The sequence below is a fragment of the Acinetobacter guillouiae CIP 63.46 genome (assembly GCF_000368145.1).
GTDB classification, from domain to species: domain Bacteria; phylum Pseudomonadota; class Gammaproteobacteria; order Pseudomonadales; family Moraxellaceae; genus Acinetobacter; species Acinetobacter guillouiae.
Window position 1 is genome coordinate 900,502 of record NZ_KB849283.1, and the last position, 17,877, is coordinate 918,378.

At 39.6% G+C, this 17,877-nt stretch carries 14 protein-coding genes; 11 read left to right on the top strand and 3 right to left on the bottom strand.

Annotated elements, in window-relative coordinates:
• Nucleotides 1-116 precede the first annotated feature (116 nt).
• Nucleotides 117-728 (top strand): superoxide dismutase, encoded by a 612-nt coding sequence (locus F981_RS09470; RefSeq protein ID WP_004720930.1) that lies wholly within the window; start codon nucleotides 117-119, stop codon nucleotides 726-728.
• 222 nt (nucleotides 729-950) lie between these two features.
• On the opposite strand, the gene F981_RS09475 is transcribed toward F981_RS09470, so the two are convergent.
• Entirely contained in the window at nucleotides 951-1,493 is a 543-nt protein-coding gene (locus tag F981_RS09475; protein ID WP_004720933.1) for an Mpo1 family 2-hydroxy fatty acid dioxygenase, read from the bottom strand.
• 331 nt (nucleotides 1,494-1,824) lie between these two features.
• Here F981_RS09475 and F981_RS09480 point away from each other — a divergent pair, with 331 nt between their 5' ends.
• Nucleotides 1,825-2,526, top strand: coding sequence for a Crp/Fnr family transcriptional regulator (locus F981_RS09480; protein ID WP_004720936.1), 702 nt, complete (start codon nucleotides 1,825-1,827; stop codon nucleotides 2,524-2,526).
• A gap of 168 nt (nucleotides 2,527-2,694) precedes the next feature.
• The gene (locus tag F981_RS09485) at nucleotides 2,695-3,102 is read left to right on the top strand and encodes a hypothetical protein (protein ID WP_004720938.1); all 408 of its coding nucleotides are present in this window, start codon (nucleotides 2,695-2,697) and stop codon (nucleotides 3,100-3,102) included.
• Nucleotides 3,103-3,178: 76 nt separating this feature from the next.
• Here the strand turns inward: F981_RS09485 and F981_RS09490 are convergent, their stop codons facing one another.
• Nucleotides 3,179-3,661 carry a hypothetical protein gene (locus tag F981_RS09490; RefSeq protein ID WP_004720940.1) on the bottom strand — a complete coding sequence of 161 codons (483 nt, stop codon included), beginning with the start codon at nucleotides 3,659-3,661 and terminating at the stop codon, nucleotides 3,179-3,181.
• A 102-nt stretch (nucleotides 3,662-3,763) separates the two neighbouring features.
• Here F981_RS09490 and F981_RS09495 point away from each other — a divergent pair, with 102 nt between their 5' ends.
• From F981_RS09495 to dapC, 6 genes are all read left to right on the top strand, one after another.
• Nucleotides 3,764-4,501, top strand: coding sequence for an AzlC family ABC transporter permease (locus F981_RS09495; protein WP_004720941.1), 738 nt, complete (start codon nucleotides 3,764-3,766; stop codon nucleotides 4,499-4,501).
• Nucleotide 4,502: 1 nt separating this feature from the next.
• Nucleotides 4,503-4,838 (top strand): L-valine transporter subunit YgaH, encoded by a 336-nt coding sequence (gene ygaH, locus F981_RS09500; RefSeq protein WP_004720944.1) that lies wholly within the window; start codon nucleotides 4,503-4,505, stop codon nucleotides 4,836-4,838.
• Between the two features lie 168 nt (nucleotides 4,839-5,006).
• Nucleotides 5,007-5,558 carry a metal-dependent hydrolase gene (locus tag F981_RS09505; protein WP_004720945.1) on the top strand — a complete coding sequence of 184 codons (552 nt, stop codon included), beginning with the start codon at nucleotides 5,007-5,009 and terminating at the stop codon, nucleotides 5,556-5,558.
• Nucleotides 5,559-5,694: 136 nt separating this feature from the next.
• Nucleotides 5,695-6,903, top strand: a complete 1,209-nt coding sequence (gene purT, locus F981_RS09510) for a formate-dependent phosphoribosylglycinamide formyltransferase (protein ID WP_004720948.1) — start codon at nucleotides 5,695-5,697, stop codon at nucleotides 6,901-6,903.
• 26 nt (nucleotides 6,904-6,929) lie between these two features.
• On the top strand, nucleotides 6,930-9,596 hold the full coding sequence (glnD, locus tag F981_RS09515) for a [protein-PII] uridylyltransferase (RefSeq protein WP_004720950.1): 2,667 nt from the start codon (nucleotides 6,930-6,932) through the stop codon (nucleotides 9,594-9,596).
• Nucleotides 9,597-9,624: 28 nt separating this feature from the next.
• Entirely contained in the window at nucleotides 9,625-10,794 is a 1,170-nt protein-coding gene (gene dapC, locus F981_RS09520; RefSeq protein WP_016539515.1) for a succinyldiaminopimelate transaminase, read from the top strand.
• A 52-nt stretch (nucleotides 10,795-10,846) separates the two neighbouring features.
• Here the strand turns inward: dapC and F981_RS09525 are convergent, their stop codons facing one another.
• Nucleotides 10,847-13,069, bottom strand: coding sequence for a TonB-dependent receptor (locus F981_RS09525; RefSeq protein WP_035372145.1), 2,223 nt, complete (start codon nucleotides 13,067-13,069; stop codon nucleotides 10,847-10,849).
• Between the two features lie 431 nt (nucleotides 13,070-13,500).
• Here F981_RS09525 and F981_RS09530 point away from each other — a divergent pair, with 431 nt between their 5' ends.
• Complete coding sequence (locus F981_RS09530) at nucleotides 13,501-14,676, top strand: efflux RND transporter periplasmic adaptor subunit (RefSeq protein WP_004720956.1); 1,176 nt, start codon at nucleotides 13,501-13,503, stop codon at nucleotides 14,674-14,676.
• A 1-nt stretch (nucleotide 14,677) separates the two neighbouring features.
• The gene (locus tag F981_RS09535) at nucleotides 14,678-17,848 is read left to right on the top strand and encodes an efflux RND transporter permease subunit (RefSeq protein ID WP_004720957.1); all 3,171 of its coding nucleotides are present in this window, start codon (nucleotides 14,678-14,680) and stop codon (nucleotides 17,846-17,848) included.
• The last annotated feature ends 29 nt before the right edge of the window (nucleotides 17,849-17,877 follow it).

Consider the following 17,877-nt stretch of genomic DNA (forward strand, 5'->3'; position numbering starts at 1 on the left):
CTATTTTGAAATCAGCTACACAATAATAAAGTTAAGTTGGTTGCACTTTTGATGCTCATATATAATAATGATAATTATTAGCATTATCACTATACTTAACATCACAGGATTGATTCATGGCTTACTCGCTTCCACAACTGCCTTATGCATACGATGCACTTGAACCTAATATTGATACAAAAACAATGGAAATCCACCATACCAAGCACCATCAAACCTATATCAATAATATCAATGCCACAATTGAAGGCACAGCATGGGACAAGTTGTCGATTGAAGAACTTGTTTCAAAAGTGAATGAGGTTCCTGCTGATCTTAAAAATAGCGTGATTAATAATGGTGGTGGACATGCTAACCACTCTTTATTCTGGACAGTAATGAGCCCTCAAGGTGGTGGAGAGCCGATTAAACAAATCGCTGAAGCAATTGACAGAGATATTGGCAGTTTTGAAAACTTTAAAGAAGCCTTTACTAAAGCAGCACTGACACGATTTGGTAGTGGCTGGGCATGGTTAAGCGTAACCCCTGAAAAGAAAGTCATCGTAGAAAACAGTGCCAATCAAGATTCACCACTGATGAATGGCAATATCCCGATTCTGGCTTTAGATGTCTGGGAACATGCTTATTATTTAAAATACCAAAACCGTCGTCCCGAATATATTGCGGCATTTTATAATGTTGTGAATTGGGAAGAAGTGAATCGCCGTTATTTAGAAGCAATCCAATGAAATACTATACAGACCATATGACGATGCCAATGCACAATTCTTCACTGATTAAAAAAATAAAATTTTATATTGGTTGCGCCATTTTTTTCTTTGGTTTAGTGATATTTATCAAAGAATTCTTATTCTAAAACAAACAAAAATATAGAAGTCGATACCCTTTAAGTCAGTTTAAATTACTGACTTAAAGGGTTTTATCATGAACCAGATTCTTTATCTTTCAAATTATTTCGCGTGTAAAGCGTCTAATGATTTTTCATCCATTGCAGTACGTTGTTTTCTGGCTTCTGCTAGCATTTTTTCTTGTAAATCTTTACGAAAACCCAGCAAGAATACAAACTCAGCTAAGACAAATAATGGACCAATCGCTAAACCGACTAAATCATCAACAAATGCAGGTTTTTTCTTTTCATAAAAATGCCCTACAAATTGGAATACCCATCCTACAACAAAAGTACCAATGCTGATACTTAGCCAAGCTCCCATGCCTAATTGAGCAATTTTATAGGCAAATGGATAGGCTACTGCATAAATAAGCAACATTAAAAAGCCGAATAATTTATCCAGACTAAAATAATAAATCACACTTAAAACCAATAGAATCAATGCCAAAGTGATTTCAAAACCTGAAAGCATCACCCCTGCTCTAGCCGTTAGACACATGATTGAAAATACGATCATCGGAATACCAATAAAATGCGTAAATACATTTTTATGGTCTAAATGATAAGCTGCGTACTGGCTAAGAAGTTGCTCTAATCTGTTCATTTTAGCGTCCTTGTTAATCTCTTCATTTCACTATATAAAAGCGCTAAGATAAAAGTTGTCGTCTAGCTGACAAGTTGAATTGATTTTTCATTTAAATTTGCAAAGAAGTAAATAACAACAGCTTTCACAATAAATTTATTGATACATTATGGCCAGTGACTCTGTCATATTCACGCTAAATTGCTACCCTTAAAGGAGGATTGTAAATGGTTCTACTCAGTGCTTATCGCTACTGATTTTATCTAAGGAACTTTCTATCTTACTGACTATGCTGTTAGATATATTTGAAAATCAAAGCAAAGATTAACAATGATACATAAAAGGACATATTGTGCTGAATTCAACGGACCTTGAATTATTATCAAAGAATTTATGGTATTCACAACTGCCTATTCCTTTTCAACAATTGATTCAACAACAAGCCCATTATCAAAAATTTGAGCGTGATCAAGCGATTTTCAGATCAGGCGATCTATTTAATGGCATCTATGCGGTCTTAGATGGTCGGGTACGCTTAGGCTATATTGATATTGAAGGAAATGAATCCGTTGCTGCTATTGCAGAACCGATTATGTGGTTTGGAGAAATTTCTTTGGTGGATCAGCAACCACGTTCTCATGATGCCATTGCTGTTGGAAAATGTTTAATTTTACATCTCCCCAGCCAAGCGATTCAGAAAATTTTAAATGACTATCCGCAATATTGGTTCCATATCGCCCAATTGACCAGTCAAAAACTTCGCTTTGCTTTTTTAGAACTCATTTCAATTCAAACCCAGCATATACGACAACGATTAGCTCAGCGTTTGATGTTTATCTTAAACGGCTATGGCAATCATATCTGTATTGAAAATAACATCATTCATTTATCTCAAGAACAATTGGCATTGCTGCTCAAATGCTCACGTCAGACCATTAATCAAGAATTACATTTACTCGAACAACAAGGTGTTTTAAAAATTGCCTTTAAAAAAATAGAAATATTAGATATCAATCAATTACATTCTATTGCTCACTCACTAGGCCAACTCTAATTTAACTCATCACTTTTCCACTTTTAGACAAATATTAAATTCACCTTAAACAGCTGGAATATATAATCATTTTATAAATAAAATATACAAATAACCTATTCTACTTTATGAAAAATACAATTATATTTTAGCGAGGCGCTAATGCCATCTCAATAAAAGTTGAAATAAATGAAAAAAATCACAACATTGCTCACAGCGGGATTATTCACTGTACTTAGCGCTTCTGCTTTTGCTTGCCCTAAAGGTACAACATTGGTTGGTGGTACAGGCCCAAACCATAAAGGTGGCAAATGCGTCGCTGCAAATCCTGCAGCTCAAGCGACTCAAAAAGCGACGGCTGCAAGCACAAAAGCCAAAGCTGATGCAACTCAAGCAAAAGACAAAAGTGTAGCTGCAACAAAAGCTGTTGAAGCGAAACCGAAAGAAGCAGCAACAAAGCTAAAAACTGAAACTGCTGCAAGCAAAGCAAAAGCTGAAGCAACAACCAAAGCAGTGAAAAATGACGCTGCTGCAAAATCAACTGCTGCTAAAGACAAAGCAGTGAAAACAGCATCGACCAATCCGTTAAAACCTTAAGTAACACCGAACGTACTGAACATAGATCTGTATCAATAAAAAAATGGCGCATATTTGCGCCATTTTCTAGGGTCTGTTAAAAAATATTATTATTTGCTTTGGTATTGCCTAAACTTGGATTTTCAATAGCATCTTTGCATTGGGCTTTATCACGTTCATATTGCGCTTGATTTTTTTGCATTTCACCATCTTTTTCCAATGTCGATCTTGCCCAAGTATCTAAACTGGTCATGGCTTTACGACACAAAGCGTATTTACCTTCTGTCACTGAATCGGTCATTTTGACATTGATACGCCAGTCGGTACTTAATTTCCGTAAAGGTTTACGTACATTGTCTTCAATCAAATTCAATTGCTTACGGTAGACAAAGGGTTCCACCTGATTAATCAGTTTCCATGCTTCATTGGCATAGGTTGTCGCATCATTGGTTAGTTTTGGCGCAGCTTTAATTTCAACTTTTTCTTTAGGTTCAGAAGATGAATTACCACATGCTTGTAAACCTAAAACACCTAACACCAAGGTCATACTCAATAATAATTTCGACTGATTTGCGAACATAAAGTTACGCCTAAATAAACATTTCGCTACTATGCTAGTAAATTCGGGTAGAATACACAATCTTGATTTTACCTTTTGTTTTACTCTCGTTTTAGGTGTCCTGTGTCAGAGCACAATCCCTCAGTCCAAACTGCTGGCTTTTGGCAAGGCGCTAAAGACAGTCAAGCCATCATCTTTACTTATCTGCCTGTATCTTTTGCCTTTGGTGTATCTGCGACCCAATTTGGTTTTAGTGCATGGGAAGCCTTATTTCTATCTTGTTCTATGTACGCTGGTGCTAGCCAATTTCTTGTGGTTGCATTATTGGGCAGTGGCACATCTATTTGGATGACAGCACTTACAGTCATTGCACTGGATATTCGCCATGTACTTTATGGGCCAGCCTTACAAAACCTGATTCAAGACCGTTTAAACCTAAAAAAGACCGCAGTATGGGCATGGGGTTTAACCGATGAAGTTTTTGCGGCTGGAATGATTAAACTTTCCCAACGTCGTCAGGAATGGTCAGAGTCTTGGATGTTAGGACTCAGCTTGTTTAGCTGGATGTCATGGGCCTTAGGTTCATTTTTAGGTGGTTTATTTGCAGATCAAGTCAGCGACTTGCCGCAATTTTTACAAGCCGCTTTAGACTTCTTGTTACCTGCATTGTTCTTAAGCTTCTTACTGGCAGCCTTTGAGAAAAAACATACTTTTGTGGTTGCCGTATCTTTAGTGGTTTCCGCATTGGCCTGTTATTTTATCAACATGTCGGCAGCAATTTTTATTGGGATTGCATCTGGGATTTTAGCGGGATTATTTAAACATTATGTTTTAAAGCAAACTGATGAAGTGAGTATTTAAAATGGATTTACAGATTATCTTGGTGGGGATATTGGTCGGTATTGCAAATTTTGCTTCACGCTTTGGTCCATTCTATCTGCTGCAAAAAAGCCAACAACACACACAAACTCGTGGCGCAACATGGTTAAAAATTGCATTAGGCAGTATTGGAGTTGCAGCAATCAGTTCAATGTTAATTGTCGCCACTCTTCCACCATTGATCGAAACTCCAAATAAAAGTTTTGCGATGTTGGTGGGCTTTCTTGTACTCACAGGATTGTATTTTAAATTTAAAAGAATCGTTTTGGCGACACTCACAGCAGCATTGGCCTATGGCTTGGTCTATACCTATCTGTAGTTTTGTTGATTAAAGCATATTTTAATGCATCAGCAGATCAGCGTGTAAATTTAAAGTCTTTCGGATTTAAAATGCTTTCATCTAATTAATTTACAATAAAAAACCATGTAAATTAATTAGTTGTGTATGATTGCTTTCAAATAAAATATTTAAAATACGCAACTTGATATGTTTATCGCACACTTACCTTCTGGCTATATACTGGCTAAACTTTTACTCAAGAAATTTAAACAGACAAAAATCACCAATAAAGCTTTTTTTACGCTGATTATGCTTGGTGCAATTTTTCCTGATATTGATCTATTCTATTTCTATTTATTCGATCATAGATCGGTACATCACCATAAGTATTTTTTACATTGGTTTTCATTTTGGATTCCAATCTTTCTAATCGCTTTATTTTATTTCATCCATTCAAAATACACGGCTAAACCTGCCCTGATGATCAGTCTTTTTTCGGGTGCTGCCCTGCTACATATCGGCTTGGATACTTTTGTAGGTGATGTTTGGCTTTTTGCACCGTTTATTGATCAACCCTATGTGTTTTTTGAAGTCAGCTCACGTTATCAGCCGTGGTGGCTAAACTTTATTCTGCATTGGTCGTTTTTTGTAGAATTACTGATCTGCCTCATTGCGTTGATTCTGTTGGTTCGTAAAAAGAATTCATCAAAAATTATTGATCAGTTTTCTTGCGCAAATTCAAAGCCACTTCATTTGTAGTGGCAAACCGCCTATAAGCTAAAAACTTTATAAAAAAATCTGTTAGACAATATCATTATTTTATGTCAATCAGCCCTTAACACACGCCTGAGTTCTGCTATGCTAACAGTCCATAAGACAAGCATGGAAGAATAGCATGAGCGTTACTATTGGTACCCCACTTCAATCATCTGCATTTAAAGTTTTACTGTTAGGTTCAGGAGAGCTTGGTAAAGAAGTGGTGATTTCATTACAACGACTTGGTGTTGAAGTTCACGCGGCAGACCGCTACGAAAACGCACCTGCCATGCAAGTTGCTCATTTCTCTTATGCCTTAAACATGGCAGATGCAACAGAATTAAAAGCTTTAATTGAAAAAGTAAAACCCAATCTTATTGTTCCAGAAATTGAAGCGATTGCTACTCAAGTATTAGTCGAAATCGAACAACAAAATATTGCAACCGTGATCCCTTCGGCAAAAGCAGTGAATTTAACCATGAACCGTGAAGGGATTCGTCGTTTAGCGGCGGAAGAACTTGGTTTACCCACTTCCGCTTACCGTTTTGCCAATACCTTAGAAAGCTTCCGTTCTGCATGTGATGACATTGGTTATCCGAACTTTGTTAAACCTGTAATGTCTTCCTCTGGTAAGGGGCAATCTCGTGTCAAAGAATATGCAGAAGTAGATGCGGCTTGGGAATATGCTCAAACTGGCGGTCGGGTAAATCAAGGTACAGTCATCGTTGAGTCACAAATTGACTTTGATTTTGAAATCACCTTACTCACTGTACGTTCGAAAAATCCAGAAACAGGTGAAATTGAAACCGCTTATTGTGACCCAATTGGGCATCGTCAAGATTCAGGCGACTATGTAGAAAGTTGGCAGCCCCAAGCAATGACAGAAGCAGCTTTAAATGAAGCCAAACGCATTGCCAATAAAGTCACTGTAGCACTTGGTGGCTGTGGGATTTTTGGGGTAGAACTGTTTGTAAAAGGTGATAAAGTATGGTTTAGTGAAGTATCACCGCGTCCACACGATACAGGCTTAGTCACACTTGCATCACAATTCCAAAGCGAATTTGAATTACATGCACGTGCAATTTTGGGTTTACCTGTCAATACTGAACGACATAGTATTGCTGCAAGTGCTGTAATCTATGCAGGTGTAGATGCAAAGAATCTTTCATACGCTGGCTTAAATCTTGCTTTGCAAAATCCTGCGACAGACTTACGCCTGTTCGGTAAACCTGAAGGATTTAAACGTCGTCGTATGGGCGTGGCAACAGCACGTGCTGAAACAACAGACCAAGCACGTGAACTTGCACAAGAAACGGCTGCAAAAGTCACTGTTCATTTAAACAACTAGCCAATATATTTGCGGACAAGACATCCATGATCAACACCTCTCCTCTGTTGGAATATGTAACTGATATACATGACATTAAAGCGATTAATCAATGGCGTAGCGATGTTGAGCAACAGTTAAATGAGGCCTATGATCATGGTACAACAATACGCGAAATTGTCCGTACCCGTTCAAATGTGGTAGATGAAGCCCTTATGTTTCTCTGGAAGCATTCAGGGCTAGATCAAACAGATCTCGGTTTATTTGCTGTTGGTGGCTATGGGCGACGCGAAATGTTGCCCTATTCCGATGTCGACATCATGATTCTTTCAGAAGAAGATCTTTCCCCTGAACAAGAACAAACGGTGACGCAATTTATTTCTACACTTTGGGATGTGGGGAATTTTAAACCGGGTGTCAGTGTACGTACCATCCGAAGTTGTTTTGAACAAGCCACCAATGATCTCACTGTGGCAACCTCGCTGATTGAAGCGCGATTAATTATTGGCAATCAACATCTGGCAAGATGGCCTCGTCGTGTCGTTTCCCAAACTTGGACAGATAAGACTTTCTTTGATGCCAAGATGGATGAACAAGCGCAACGTTATGCGCAACATAACAATACTGAAAGTAATTTAGAACCCGATATTAAAAATGCACCCGGTGGTATTCGGGACATTAACCAAATTGGCTGGATTGCCAAACGGCATTTCCGAGTCAATCGTATTTACGACTTGGTTCATTTGGGTTTTATTTCTGAATTTGAATTGGGCGTCCTAGAAGAAGCTGAAAACTTTCTTTGGGAAATCCGCCATCATTTACACCGTTTAACCAAACGTGATGAAAATCGCCTATTGTTTGATTATCAACGTGATATTGCAGCTAAATTTGGCTATACACGAGAAGATGATCATCATCCAAATTATCCAATTGAACAGTTCATGAAGCGTTATTATCGTACCGCGCAACAGGTTTCGACCTTAAATGAAATGTTATTGGCTTATTTTAATGAATCGGTGATTACCCCACGCTTACCCGACTATGAACGTAAAATCGAAAATATTAACGAACATTTTAAATTGGTTGATGGCAAGCTTGCCGTTCAACAACATAAAACCTTTTCAGAAAATCCAAGCGCTATTTTAGAAATTTTCTATATCTTAGCGAATCGCCCTGAAATCGAGGGTATTCGTGCACGTACACTGCGTCTTTTGACTTTAGCAGCAAAACGCATTGATCAAGCATTTCGTGATAATCCAACCCATCAAGCATTATTCATGGCGATCATCCGCTCTCCATATCGTTTATATGAAACCATGGTGGCAATGAAGCGTTATGGTGTATTAGGAAATTATATTCCTGCATTTGGTCAAATCATGGGGCTGATGCAATATGACTTGTTCCATATTTATACCGTCGATGCACATACCTTACTGTTAATTCGTAACTTAAATCGTTTTAAAGAACCCAGCTTTGCCAAAGACTATCCTGTTGTCAGTTCTGTATTTCAACGCTTAGTCCGCCGTGACATCGTATTCCTTGCTGCATTATTCCATGATATTGCCAAAGGCCGTGGTGGAGATCACAGTGAACTTGGCGCTGAAGATGCAATTGAATTCTGTCTTGCGCATGGGTTTACTGAGCGCGAATGTAATCTGGTTGCTTGGCTCATCCAAAACCATTTACTGATGTCGATGACCGCACAGAAAAAAGATATTTCTGATCCAGATGTGGTGAAAGAGTTTGCTGAAAAGCTTGGTGATATGGAGCATTTAGATTATCTCTATACGCTGACGGTTGCCGATATCAATGCCACCAATCCAAAACTTTGGAATACATGGCGCTCTTCTTTGATGCGTCAACTCTATACCCATGCGCGTGATGTGATTCGTTCTGGTTTGGGTCGACCTGTTGATTATCAAATGCTGATTGAAGATACCAAATTCTCTGCAAGCGAAGTCTTGGTGGATGAGTTTCCACTCGATCAAGTTGAAAAGGTTTGGCAAGAGCTTGGGGACGAATACTTCCTTAAAGAATCCGCAGATGAAATTGCATGGCATACTCGCGCCATTTTGCAACACGGCGACAACCCTGCACCATTGGTGCTCATGCGTGCGCACCGTAAAGCAGCACAAGATGCTGTACAGATCTTTATTTATACTCAAGACCAACCCAATCTGTTTGCCACTACAGTGGCAATTTTGGATCGTATGAATCTGGATGTCCAAGATGCACGGATTATCACTGCAACCAAAGCTTTTAGTTTAGATACTTATGTGGTCTTGGATCGTTTCGGTACCTTATTAACCGATCCTGAACGTGAAGAAACAGTCAAACAGGCGTTAATTAAAGCCTTAAGCGAATCAGATAAATATCCGGGTTTGATGCAACGTCGTATTCCACGTCAACTTCGCCACTTCGATATTGAAAATACCGTGGATGTAACACTTAACGAAGCTTTGCAGCAAAATATGGTAGAAATCTCTACCCTTGACCAACCTGGCTTACTTGCACGCGTTGGTGGTTTATTTATGATGCAAGGTTTAGACATACATTCTGCTAGAATCGCCACGCTGGGTGAAAAAGCAGAAGATATTTTCTTTGTCACCAAAAAAGATGGCACCCCCCTCACTGAAGCTGAGGCTGAAGTCTTTACCGCAAAATTAAAAGCGGCATTAGATGAAGCATCAAATCAAATCTGTGGGCAACATTAATCTTACTTTCTATCGTGGTAATTGTTTCATGAACTCTAGTTTGTCTTTATTACATCCTTATCCATTTGAAAAGTTAAGCCAGCTTTTTCAGGATGTAAAACCTGCAGATTTACCTTTGATCCCACTTTCAATTGGAGAACCAAAGCATCCTGCTCCTGAGTTTGTGAAGCAAGCGATCATTGATAATTTTCAGCACCTTTCAACTTATCCAAACAGCAAAGGTTTACCTGAACTTCGTGAAAGTATTGCTCAGTGGCTAACCCGTCGTTTTAAACTGAATGCGATCAGTGCGGAAGATCATGTCCTTCCGGTAACAGGTACACGTGAAGGGATTTTCTCCTTTGTACAGGCCTTGATTAATCGTGATGATGCACCTTATGTAGTAATGCCTAATCCGTTCTATCAGATTTATGAAGGTGCGACACTTTTAGCTGGTGCCAAGCCATACTTTGTCAACTGTACCGAAGACAACAATTACCTCGGTGATTTTGATGCTGTACCTGCTGAAGTTTGGGAAAAAACTGCACTTTTGTTTGTTTGTACGCCGGGAAATCCTACTGGTGCGGTACTTTCAAAAGCACAATTTAAAAAGCTCATTGCACTTTCTGACCAATATGACTTTGTGATTGCGTCTGATGAATGTTACTCAGAATTGTGGTTTGATGAAGCACCGATCGGCTTATTGGAAGTCTGTGCTGAATTAGGTCGTGACGACTATAAAAATTGTATCGTATTCCATTCTCTGTCTAAGCGTTCAAACCTACCGGGTATGCGCTCAGGTTTTGTTGCTGGGGATGCAAACTTACTTAAACCTTATTTAAAATTCCGCACTTATCACGGCGCTGCAATGCCAGTCCAACATCAATTGGCTTCAATTGTTGCTTGGAACGATGAAACACATGTTGAAGAAAATCGCAGACTGTATCGTGCCAAATTTGATTTGTTCCAAAATGAACTCGGTCATCTTTTACCATTACAAAAGCCTGATGCAGGCTTCTATTATTGGTTAAAAGTCGATCATGATGAAAACTTTGCCAAAATGTTAATGGAAAAAGCCAACATTAAAGTTTTACCAGGGCGTTATTTGTCTCGTGATACTGAACAAGGCAATCCTGGTGAAGGTCATGTTCGTATGGCATTGGTCGCAGATATTGCTCAATGTGAGCAAGTGATTCAACGTCTAAAAACCATTTTATAAAAATATACTGTTATAAAAAATGCCCCAAATTTGGGGCATTTTTTTATGGTGTTTAAAAATCAAATGCCGCACTTAACATGAATGTACGAGGTTGCCCAGCGACCAAATAGCCGTTCTCGGTATTGGAGCTACTATTGATGTTGTCGAATAGACCAACTGATGACCAATAGTTTTTATCGAAGACATTATTTACACGGAAATTAAAAGTTGTCGGTGTCTGCCCCAACTGAGTTTTATACGTCGCGCCAAGATCTAAAGTCGTCCAATCACCTACTTTCAATTTATTGTTTAAACTCGCATAAGTCGAACCTGAATAAGTAACTTGAGCATTTAAAGACACATCTTGGACTGTTGGCAATTCCCAATCAGCACCAACATTTGCTTGAAATTCTGCAACACCCACTTCCTTTTTATTATCGTAGTTAGCATTACCTGTATTTTTTTGCTTTGCATCAATCCAAGTTGCACCACCCAACACTTTTAAAGAATCCGTCAATTGACCAAAAGTATTGAGTTCAACACCACGATGTACATATTTACCCGCATCACTAAAAATACTGTTTTCAAGTACTGCGCGCTGCTTATCTATATCAAACAAACTTAGGCTTGCACCAAACTGATCATTTTCATATTTGGCACCAATTTCTTTTTGTTTAGCAACGAATGGTTTGAGTGTTGTAGTTTCTTTCGTCGTTGAATTGGTATTACTCAAACCTTTAGCTAAAGATTCAATATAATTTGCATAAACCGAAACTTCAGGCAGAATTTTATAACTTAGCCCCAAAGCAGGGGTAAACTTACTTTCATCATACCCACCTGATTTAATTGAAGTTCCATAATTATAATTTTCTTGCATGATGGTTTGATAACGTCCACCGAGCATGACTGTTAATTTATCATCTAAGGCTTTGAGGTTATCGCCAATGGCAATACTTCTTAAACGCGTCCGAGTCGTTAATTTAGGTGTATCTAAATTATTCCCAAACAACGCATTTTGTGAATAAGCAGGTTGATCATACTGGATTGGATTATAGATATTGTTGGCTAACGTATTGTTATAGTCCATCACATAAGCATTGCGGGTGTTCTGTTGAAATGCCGATGCAGATAGCACTAAATTATGTTCAATTGAACCTGTGTTTACTTTACTACGCACACCAACTTCACCAGTATTGACCATATCTACACGCGCATTGTCAAATCGATAAATGGTTCCCGCACCTGTTGTCTGATTGGTCAATGTCATATTTGCTAAACTGTTTTGCTCTTCGCCATGTCGAAAACCATAAGCAGCATAAGCTGTTAAATTATCTGCTAAATCATATTCAGCACGATAACTTCCGAATACATCCTCTTCATTTGAATACGTCCATTTTTGTGCAAAGTTATCTGAGCCATCAATTGCTTTCGGAATCTCGGTAATACCCGCGCCTAAAGTCACGTTTGGACGAGTCGCTTTTAAACGATTATTCACATAACCCATATCGCCAGAAAGACGTAAACGATCACCACGGTAATCCAAACCTATAGAAGCTAAGCCTAAAGATGCTTCTTCATTATCAACAGCAGTATCACCGCCATGATATGCTGTGTTTACTCGTACGCCGAATTGTTGATCTTCACCAAAACGGCGAGAAATATCATTGGCAATATAACCGCCATTAAAGTCCGTACCTACTGTGACACGATTAAGTGGTTCGTTACTTGCACGTTTCGGCAATAAGTTAATTGCACCACCAATCCCACCATTACTTGGCATTGCTCCATTTAAAAATGAGGATGCCCCTTTTAATACTTCAACACGTTCAAACAGCTCTGCAGGAATATACTGACGTGGTAAAATTGAATATAAGCCATTATAGGCTGTGTCGTCTGAGCCCAAGTTAAAGCCACGAATATAATAATTTTCTTGGAAATTACCAAAACCGCGTCCGACACGAACACTTGGATCCGCTTTTAAAACATCCCCAACACTTTTTGCTTGTCGCTCTTGAATATATTGATTGGTATAGCTGGTTAGATTAAACGGTGTATCTATATTTTTCTGATTGCCAAATATCCCAACTTTACCACCAGAAGCCACCTGCCCTCCAGCAAATGCTGGCATTAAACCCTCTGCTGATGCATCTGCACTTGCGACTACTGTAATCGTACTCAGTTGTTTTGCATTACCATTGCTCGACTGAGGCAATGAAGCATCTTGTTGTTCAGCATGCGCAATTGCAGCACTTGTCGCCACTGCAATCATCACAATTAAGGGTTTAATTTTTCGCATAGGAGGCTCTAAAACAGTCATCTAAATTAAGCCGCCATATTAAATGATAATCACTCTTAGTTAAACTTACTTTCTCATTTTGTAAGCGTGATTTTTTAAATAAAAAAGCAATATCTCATGGTATTTATTTATTAAAAAATATTATAAATTGTGAATGGTCTTGTAGTTTTTATACAAAATTATGCTGATCTTGATGGTTTCTATATTAAAAACATATAAATAATTTTAACCGGTCAAGCCATCTAATAATCAAGGCCTTAAAACAACAAATATCACTAACTTCAACGGCCTCTCTATAGCAAAATTTATCCGCTTAACTTTCAAAAAATCACATTAAGCGCTGTATTGCAACTTGACCAAACATAGAGCCTTTAGAGATACTCAACTTATCTCTACTCATTTAAAAAACTAAAATGAAATCGCATGACCCAATGAAAAAAAAGCGCATAAACTCAAAACTCGGGATCATTATTGCAATTATTTTTATTGTGCTAATCGTAGCTTTTATTGGATGGAAATCTTCAAATAAAAAGCAGCCTTCTCCAGAAAATGCAGCAACATCCGCTTCTAGCGCAAAACCAGCACTGACTGTAACGGTGATACAACCCGAGCTACAAAACTGGAAGCAAAACTTTACAGCCAATGGCAATATTGCTGCATGGCAAGAAGTGGTGATTGGCAGTGAACTTTCGGGGCAACGAATTACCAAAGTCAATGTCAACGTTGGAGATAGCGTACAACGTGGGCAAGTTTTGGCTGAAATTAACAGTGAAAGTATTCGTGCTGAATTGGCGACAGCAAAGGCCAATTATGCAGAAGCGAAAGCTGTGCTAGCTGATGCCAGTATCAATAATCAACGTATTCAACAACTCAAAAACACTGGCGCAATTTCACAACAAGAAGCGACAAAATACCTGACTTCTCAAAGTACAGCACAAGCCCGCTTAGATGCAGCCAAAGCCCAAATTGACAGTAATCAGCTTCGTTTAACTCAAACCCAAGTGATTGCACCCGATCATGGGGTTATTTCAGCACGTACAGCAACAGTTGGCTCATTGGCACAAACGGGACAAGAACTGTTCCGTTTGATCCGTGATAACCGTTTGGAATGGCGTGCCGAAGTAACCTCGACAGACTTATATAAACTTAAAAAAGGCATGACAGCGCATATCACCTCACCTGATCCTAGCCGTTCAGCCGTTTCAGGTAGCGTTCGGATGATTGCACCAGTCATTGACCCGCAAACACGTTATGGCTTGGTCTATGTGGATATACCTACCACTGATGCTGTTCGTATGGGTATGTTTGTCAAAGGTGAGTTTGATCTAGGCGAAAAGCCAGCACTAACAGTGCCTCAAACCGCAGTACTTTTACGTGATGGTTTTTCTTATGTGTTTATTGTCAATAAAGATAATCGAGTAACTCAACAGAAAGTCACACTTGGTCGACGTTTAAATGATCGTGTTGAAATTGTTGATTTAGCAGCAAACACTCAACTGGTTGCCTCTGGAACAGGATTCTTGTCAGATGGTGATTTAATCAAACGTGGGCAAGCGATTCCAGATACACCATTGACCAAACAACTCGTTAGCACGCAGGAGAAATAACATGAATTTCTCCGCTTGGTCGATTAAAAATCCGATTCCCGGTATCTTGCTTTTTATCATGCTTGGTTTAGCGGGTTTGATGTGTTTCCATTGGATGAAAATACAACAATTTCCCGATATTGAATTACCAATGGTCACGGTCACAGCGGCTTTACCCGGTGCAGCACCGCCGCAACTGGAAACAGAAGTTGCACGTAAAATTGAGAACTCGATTGCAACTTTACAGGGACTTAAAAATCAATATACCAATATCCAAGATGGTGTAGTCACCGTAACTGCAGAGTTTCAACTGGAAAAACCACTGCAAGAAGCTGTTGATGATGTCCGTAACGCGGTTTCACAAGTGCGTTCAGATTTACCCGCAGATCTTCGTGATCCAATTGTCAGTAAAATCAACCTTTCAGGTTCACCAATTCTCACCTATACCATTCAGTCCCCTCGTATGGATGAGGAAGCGTTGTCTTGGTTTGTAGATTATGACGTTGCGCGTGCAATGTTAAAAGTCAAAGGCGTTGGTGCTGTTTCTCGTGTAGGCGGCGTCACGCGTCAAGTTGATGTTGAATTAGATCCTGAAAAACTCTTAGCATTAAATGCCACAGCAACAGACATCACCCGACAATTACGCCTTGTTCAACAAGATGCATCTGGCGGACAAACCAAAATAGGCGGCAGTGAACAGTCTATTCGTACCATTGCCACAGTAAAAACTGCTGCTGAAATTGCAGCAATGGATATTGCCTTGAGTGATGGTCGCCATATTCGGCTGGATCAAGTTGCCAGCATTCGTGATGGCATTGCTGAACGACGTTCTGCTGCACTGTTAAATGGCCACCCTGTGATTGGCTTTGAAATTACCCGCAGTAAAGGTGCAAGTGAAGTTGATGTTGAAATCGGAGTAAAAGAGGCACTTGAAACATTAAAAGCGGCGCATCCCGATATTAAAATCACTGAAGCATTTAACTTTGTAAATCCTGTGGTTGATAACTATAAAGGCTCAATGTCCTTGCTATATGAAGGCGCACTTCTTGCAATCTTAGTGGTTTGGCTGTTTTTACGAGATTGGCGTGCCACGATCATTGCGGCAACTGCCCTGCCTTTGTCCATTCTACCTGCCCTAATTGGCATGTATTACTTAGGTTTTACTTTAAATATTGTCACACTGTTAGCCATGTCGTTGGTTGTGGGAATACTGGTTGATGATGCCATTGTAGAAATTGAAAATATCATCCGGCATCTTCGAATGGGGAAAACGCCTTATGAAGCGGCAATGGAGGCAGCCGATGAAATTGGTTTAGCCGTAATTGCCACCACTTTCACCTTGATTGCAGTGTTCTTACCCACTGCCTTTATGAGTGGTATTGCGGGTAAATTCTTTGTGCAATTTGGCTGGACAGCGGCTTTGGCTATTTTTGCCTCACTCTTGGTGGCACGCTTACTGACGCCTATGATGTCAGCCTATATTCTTAAACCTTGGGTTGGTAAAGTTGAAAGTCATCATGACAATCAAGTATTAGATGATCAAAGCCAACCAATCAAAGATCATGGTGATCTTGAACTTCAACATGATCGTGCCAAAGATGGTCGGGTGATGCGCGCCTATATGCGGATGGTGACTTGGTGTTTAAATCATCGTTGGATCACCTTAAGCAGTGCCATCATATTTTTTATTGCGTCTCTCATGCTCATCCCTTTACTCCCTACGGGCTTTGTTCCACCACCTGACACTGGGCAGACCCAAGTGCGTGTTGAGCTTCCACCAGGTTCACAATTTCCAGACACCTTAAAAGCAGCAGAATACGCGCGTAGTTTAATTAAGGATCATCCTGAAATTAAAAGTGTCTATACCACGATTGGTGGTGGTTCAGCAGGTACAGATCCTTTTGCAGGTGGTGCATCAAGTGAACCAAGAAAAGCAACCTTAACCATTCAAGTTACAGCACGTTCAGACCGCGCTGCGAGTTTGCAAAAAATTGAAAATGACTTACGCCAACGTTTAGCTCCACTGCCTGGTGCACGAATTCAAGTCGGTATTGCAGGCAATAACAGCCAATACCAAATTGCGCTGTCAGGTGATGACCCTGATGTATTAATCACGACAGCACGTCAAGTAGAACGAGAAATCCGTACTATTCCAAATATTGGTAGTATTACCTCAAGCGCAGCATTGATTCGCCCTGAATTGGTAATTCGCCCTGACTTTGCAAAAGCTGCGGATTTAGGCATTACCACACAAAATATCGCTGAAACTGTGCGTATTGCCACGGCGGGAGATTTTGATCAGAACTTGGCAAAATTAAACCTTTCGCAACGACAAATTCCGATTGTCATCAAACTGCCATTGTCTGCACGTCAAGACCAAGATCTGATTAAACGCTTGATGATTACTGGTAGTAAAGGTCCAGTGATGTTAGGCACCATTGCACAAGTCAATATTGAAAGTGGTCCTTCACAAATTGACCGTTTTAACCGTTTACGTAACATCAACTTTAATATTGAGCTCAATGATCAGCCTTTAGGCGATGTTGCGGCTGCTGTAGATAAACTTCCAACCATCAAAAACTTACCTCCGACAGTAAAACGTACCAATCTGGGTGATGCCGATGTGATGGAACAGCTCTTTGCAAGCTTTGGTTTAGCTATGCTAACAGGCGTATTGTGTATCTATGTGGTTTTAGTGCTCCTGTTTAAAGACTTCTTACAACCGATCACCATTTTAGTGGCATTGCCTTTGGCACTGGGTGGTGCGTTTGTGCTACTGCTTTTAGCAAAAAGTAGTTTTTCGATGCCAAGTTTGATTGGCTTAATCATGTTGATGGGAATTGCCAGTAAAAACTCGATTCTTTTGGTCGATTATGCAATTATCGCCCGTAATGAACGGCAGTATTCACGTATGAATGCGCTCTTAGATGCCTGCCATAAGCGTGCACGGCCCATTATTATGACGACTTTAGCGATGGGCGCAGGTATGTTTCCGATTGCCTTAGGAATAGGTACAGATCCAAGTTTTAGAGCACCGATGGCAATCTCTGTAATTGGTGGACTGATTACCAGTACCTTTTTATCATTATTGGTTATTCCTGTTGTGTATACCTTTATTGATGATATTCACAACATGTTATTTAAGCGCAATAAAGCCAATAAATCGAACGAAACAAGCGTATCTCATTCTTGATTTTTAAAATTGAATCAGATGACAACATA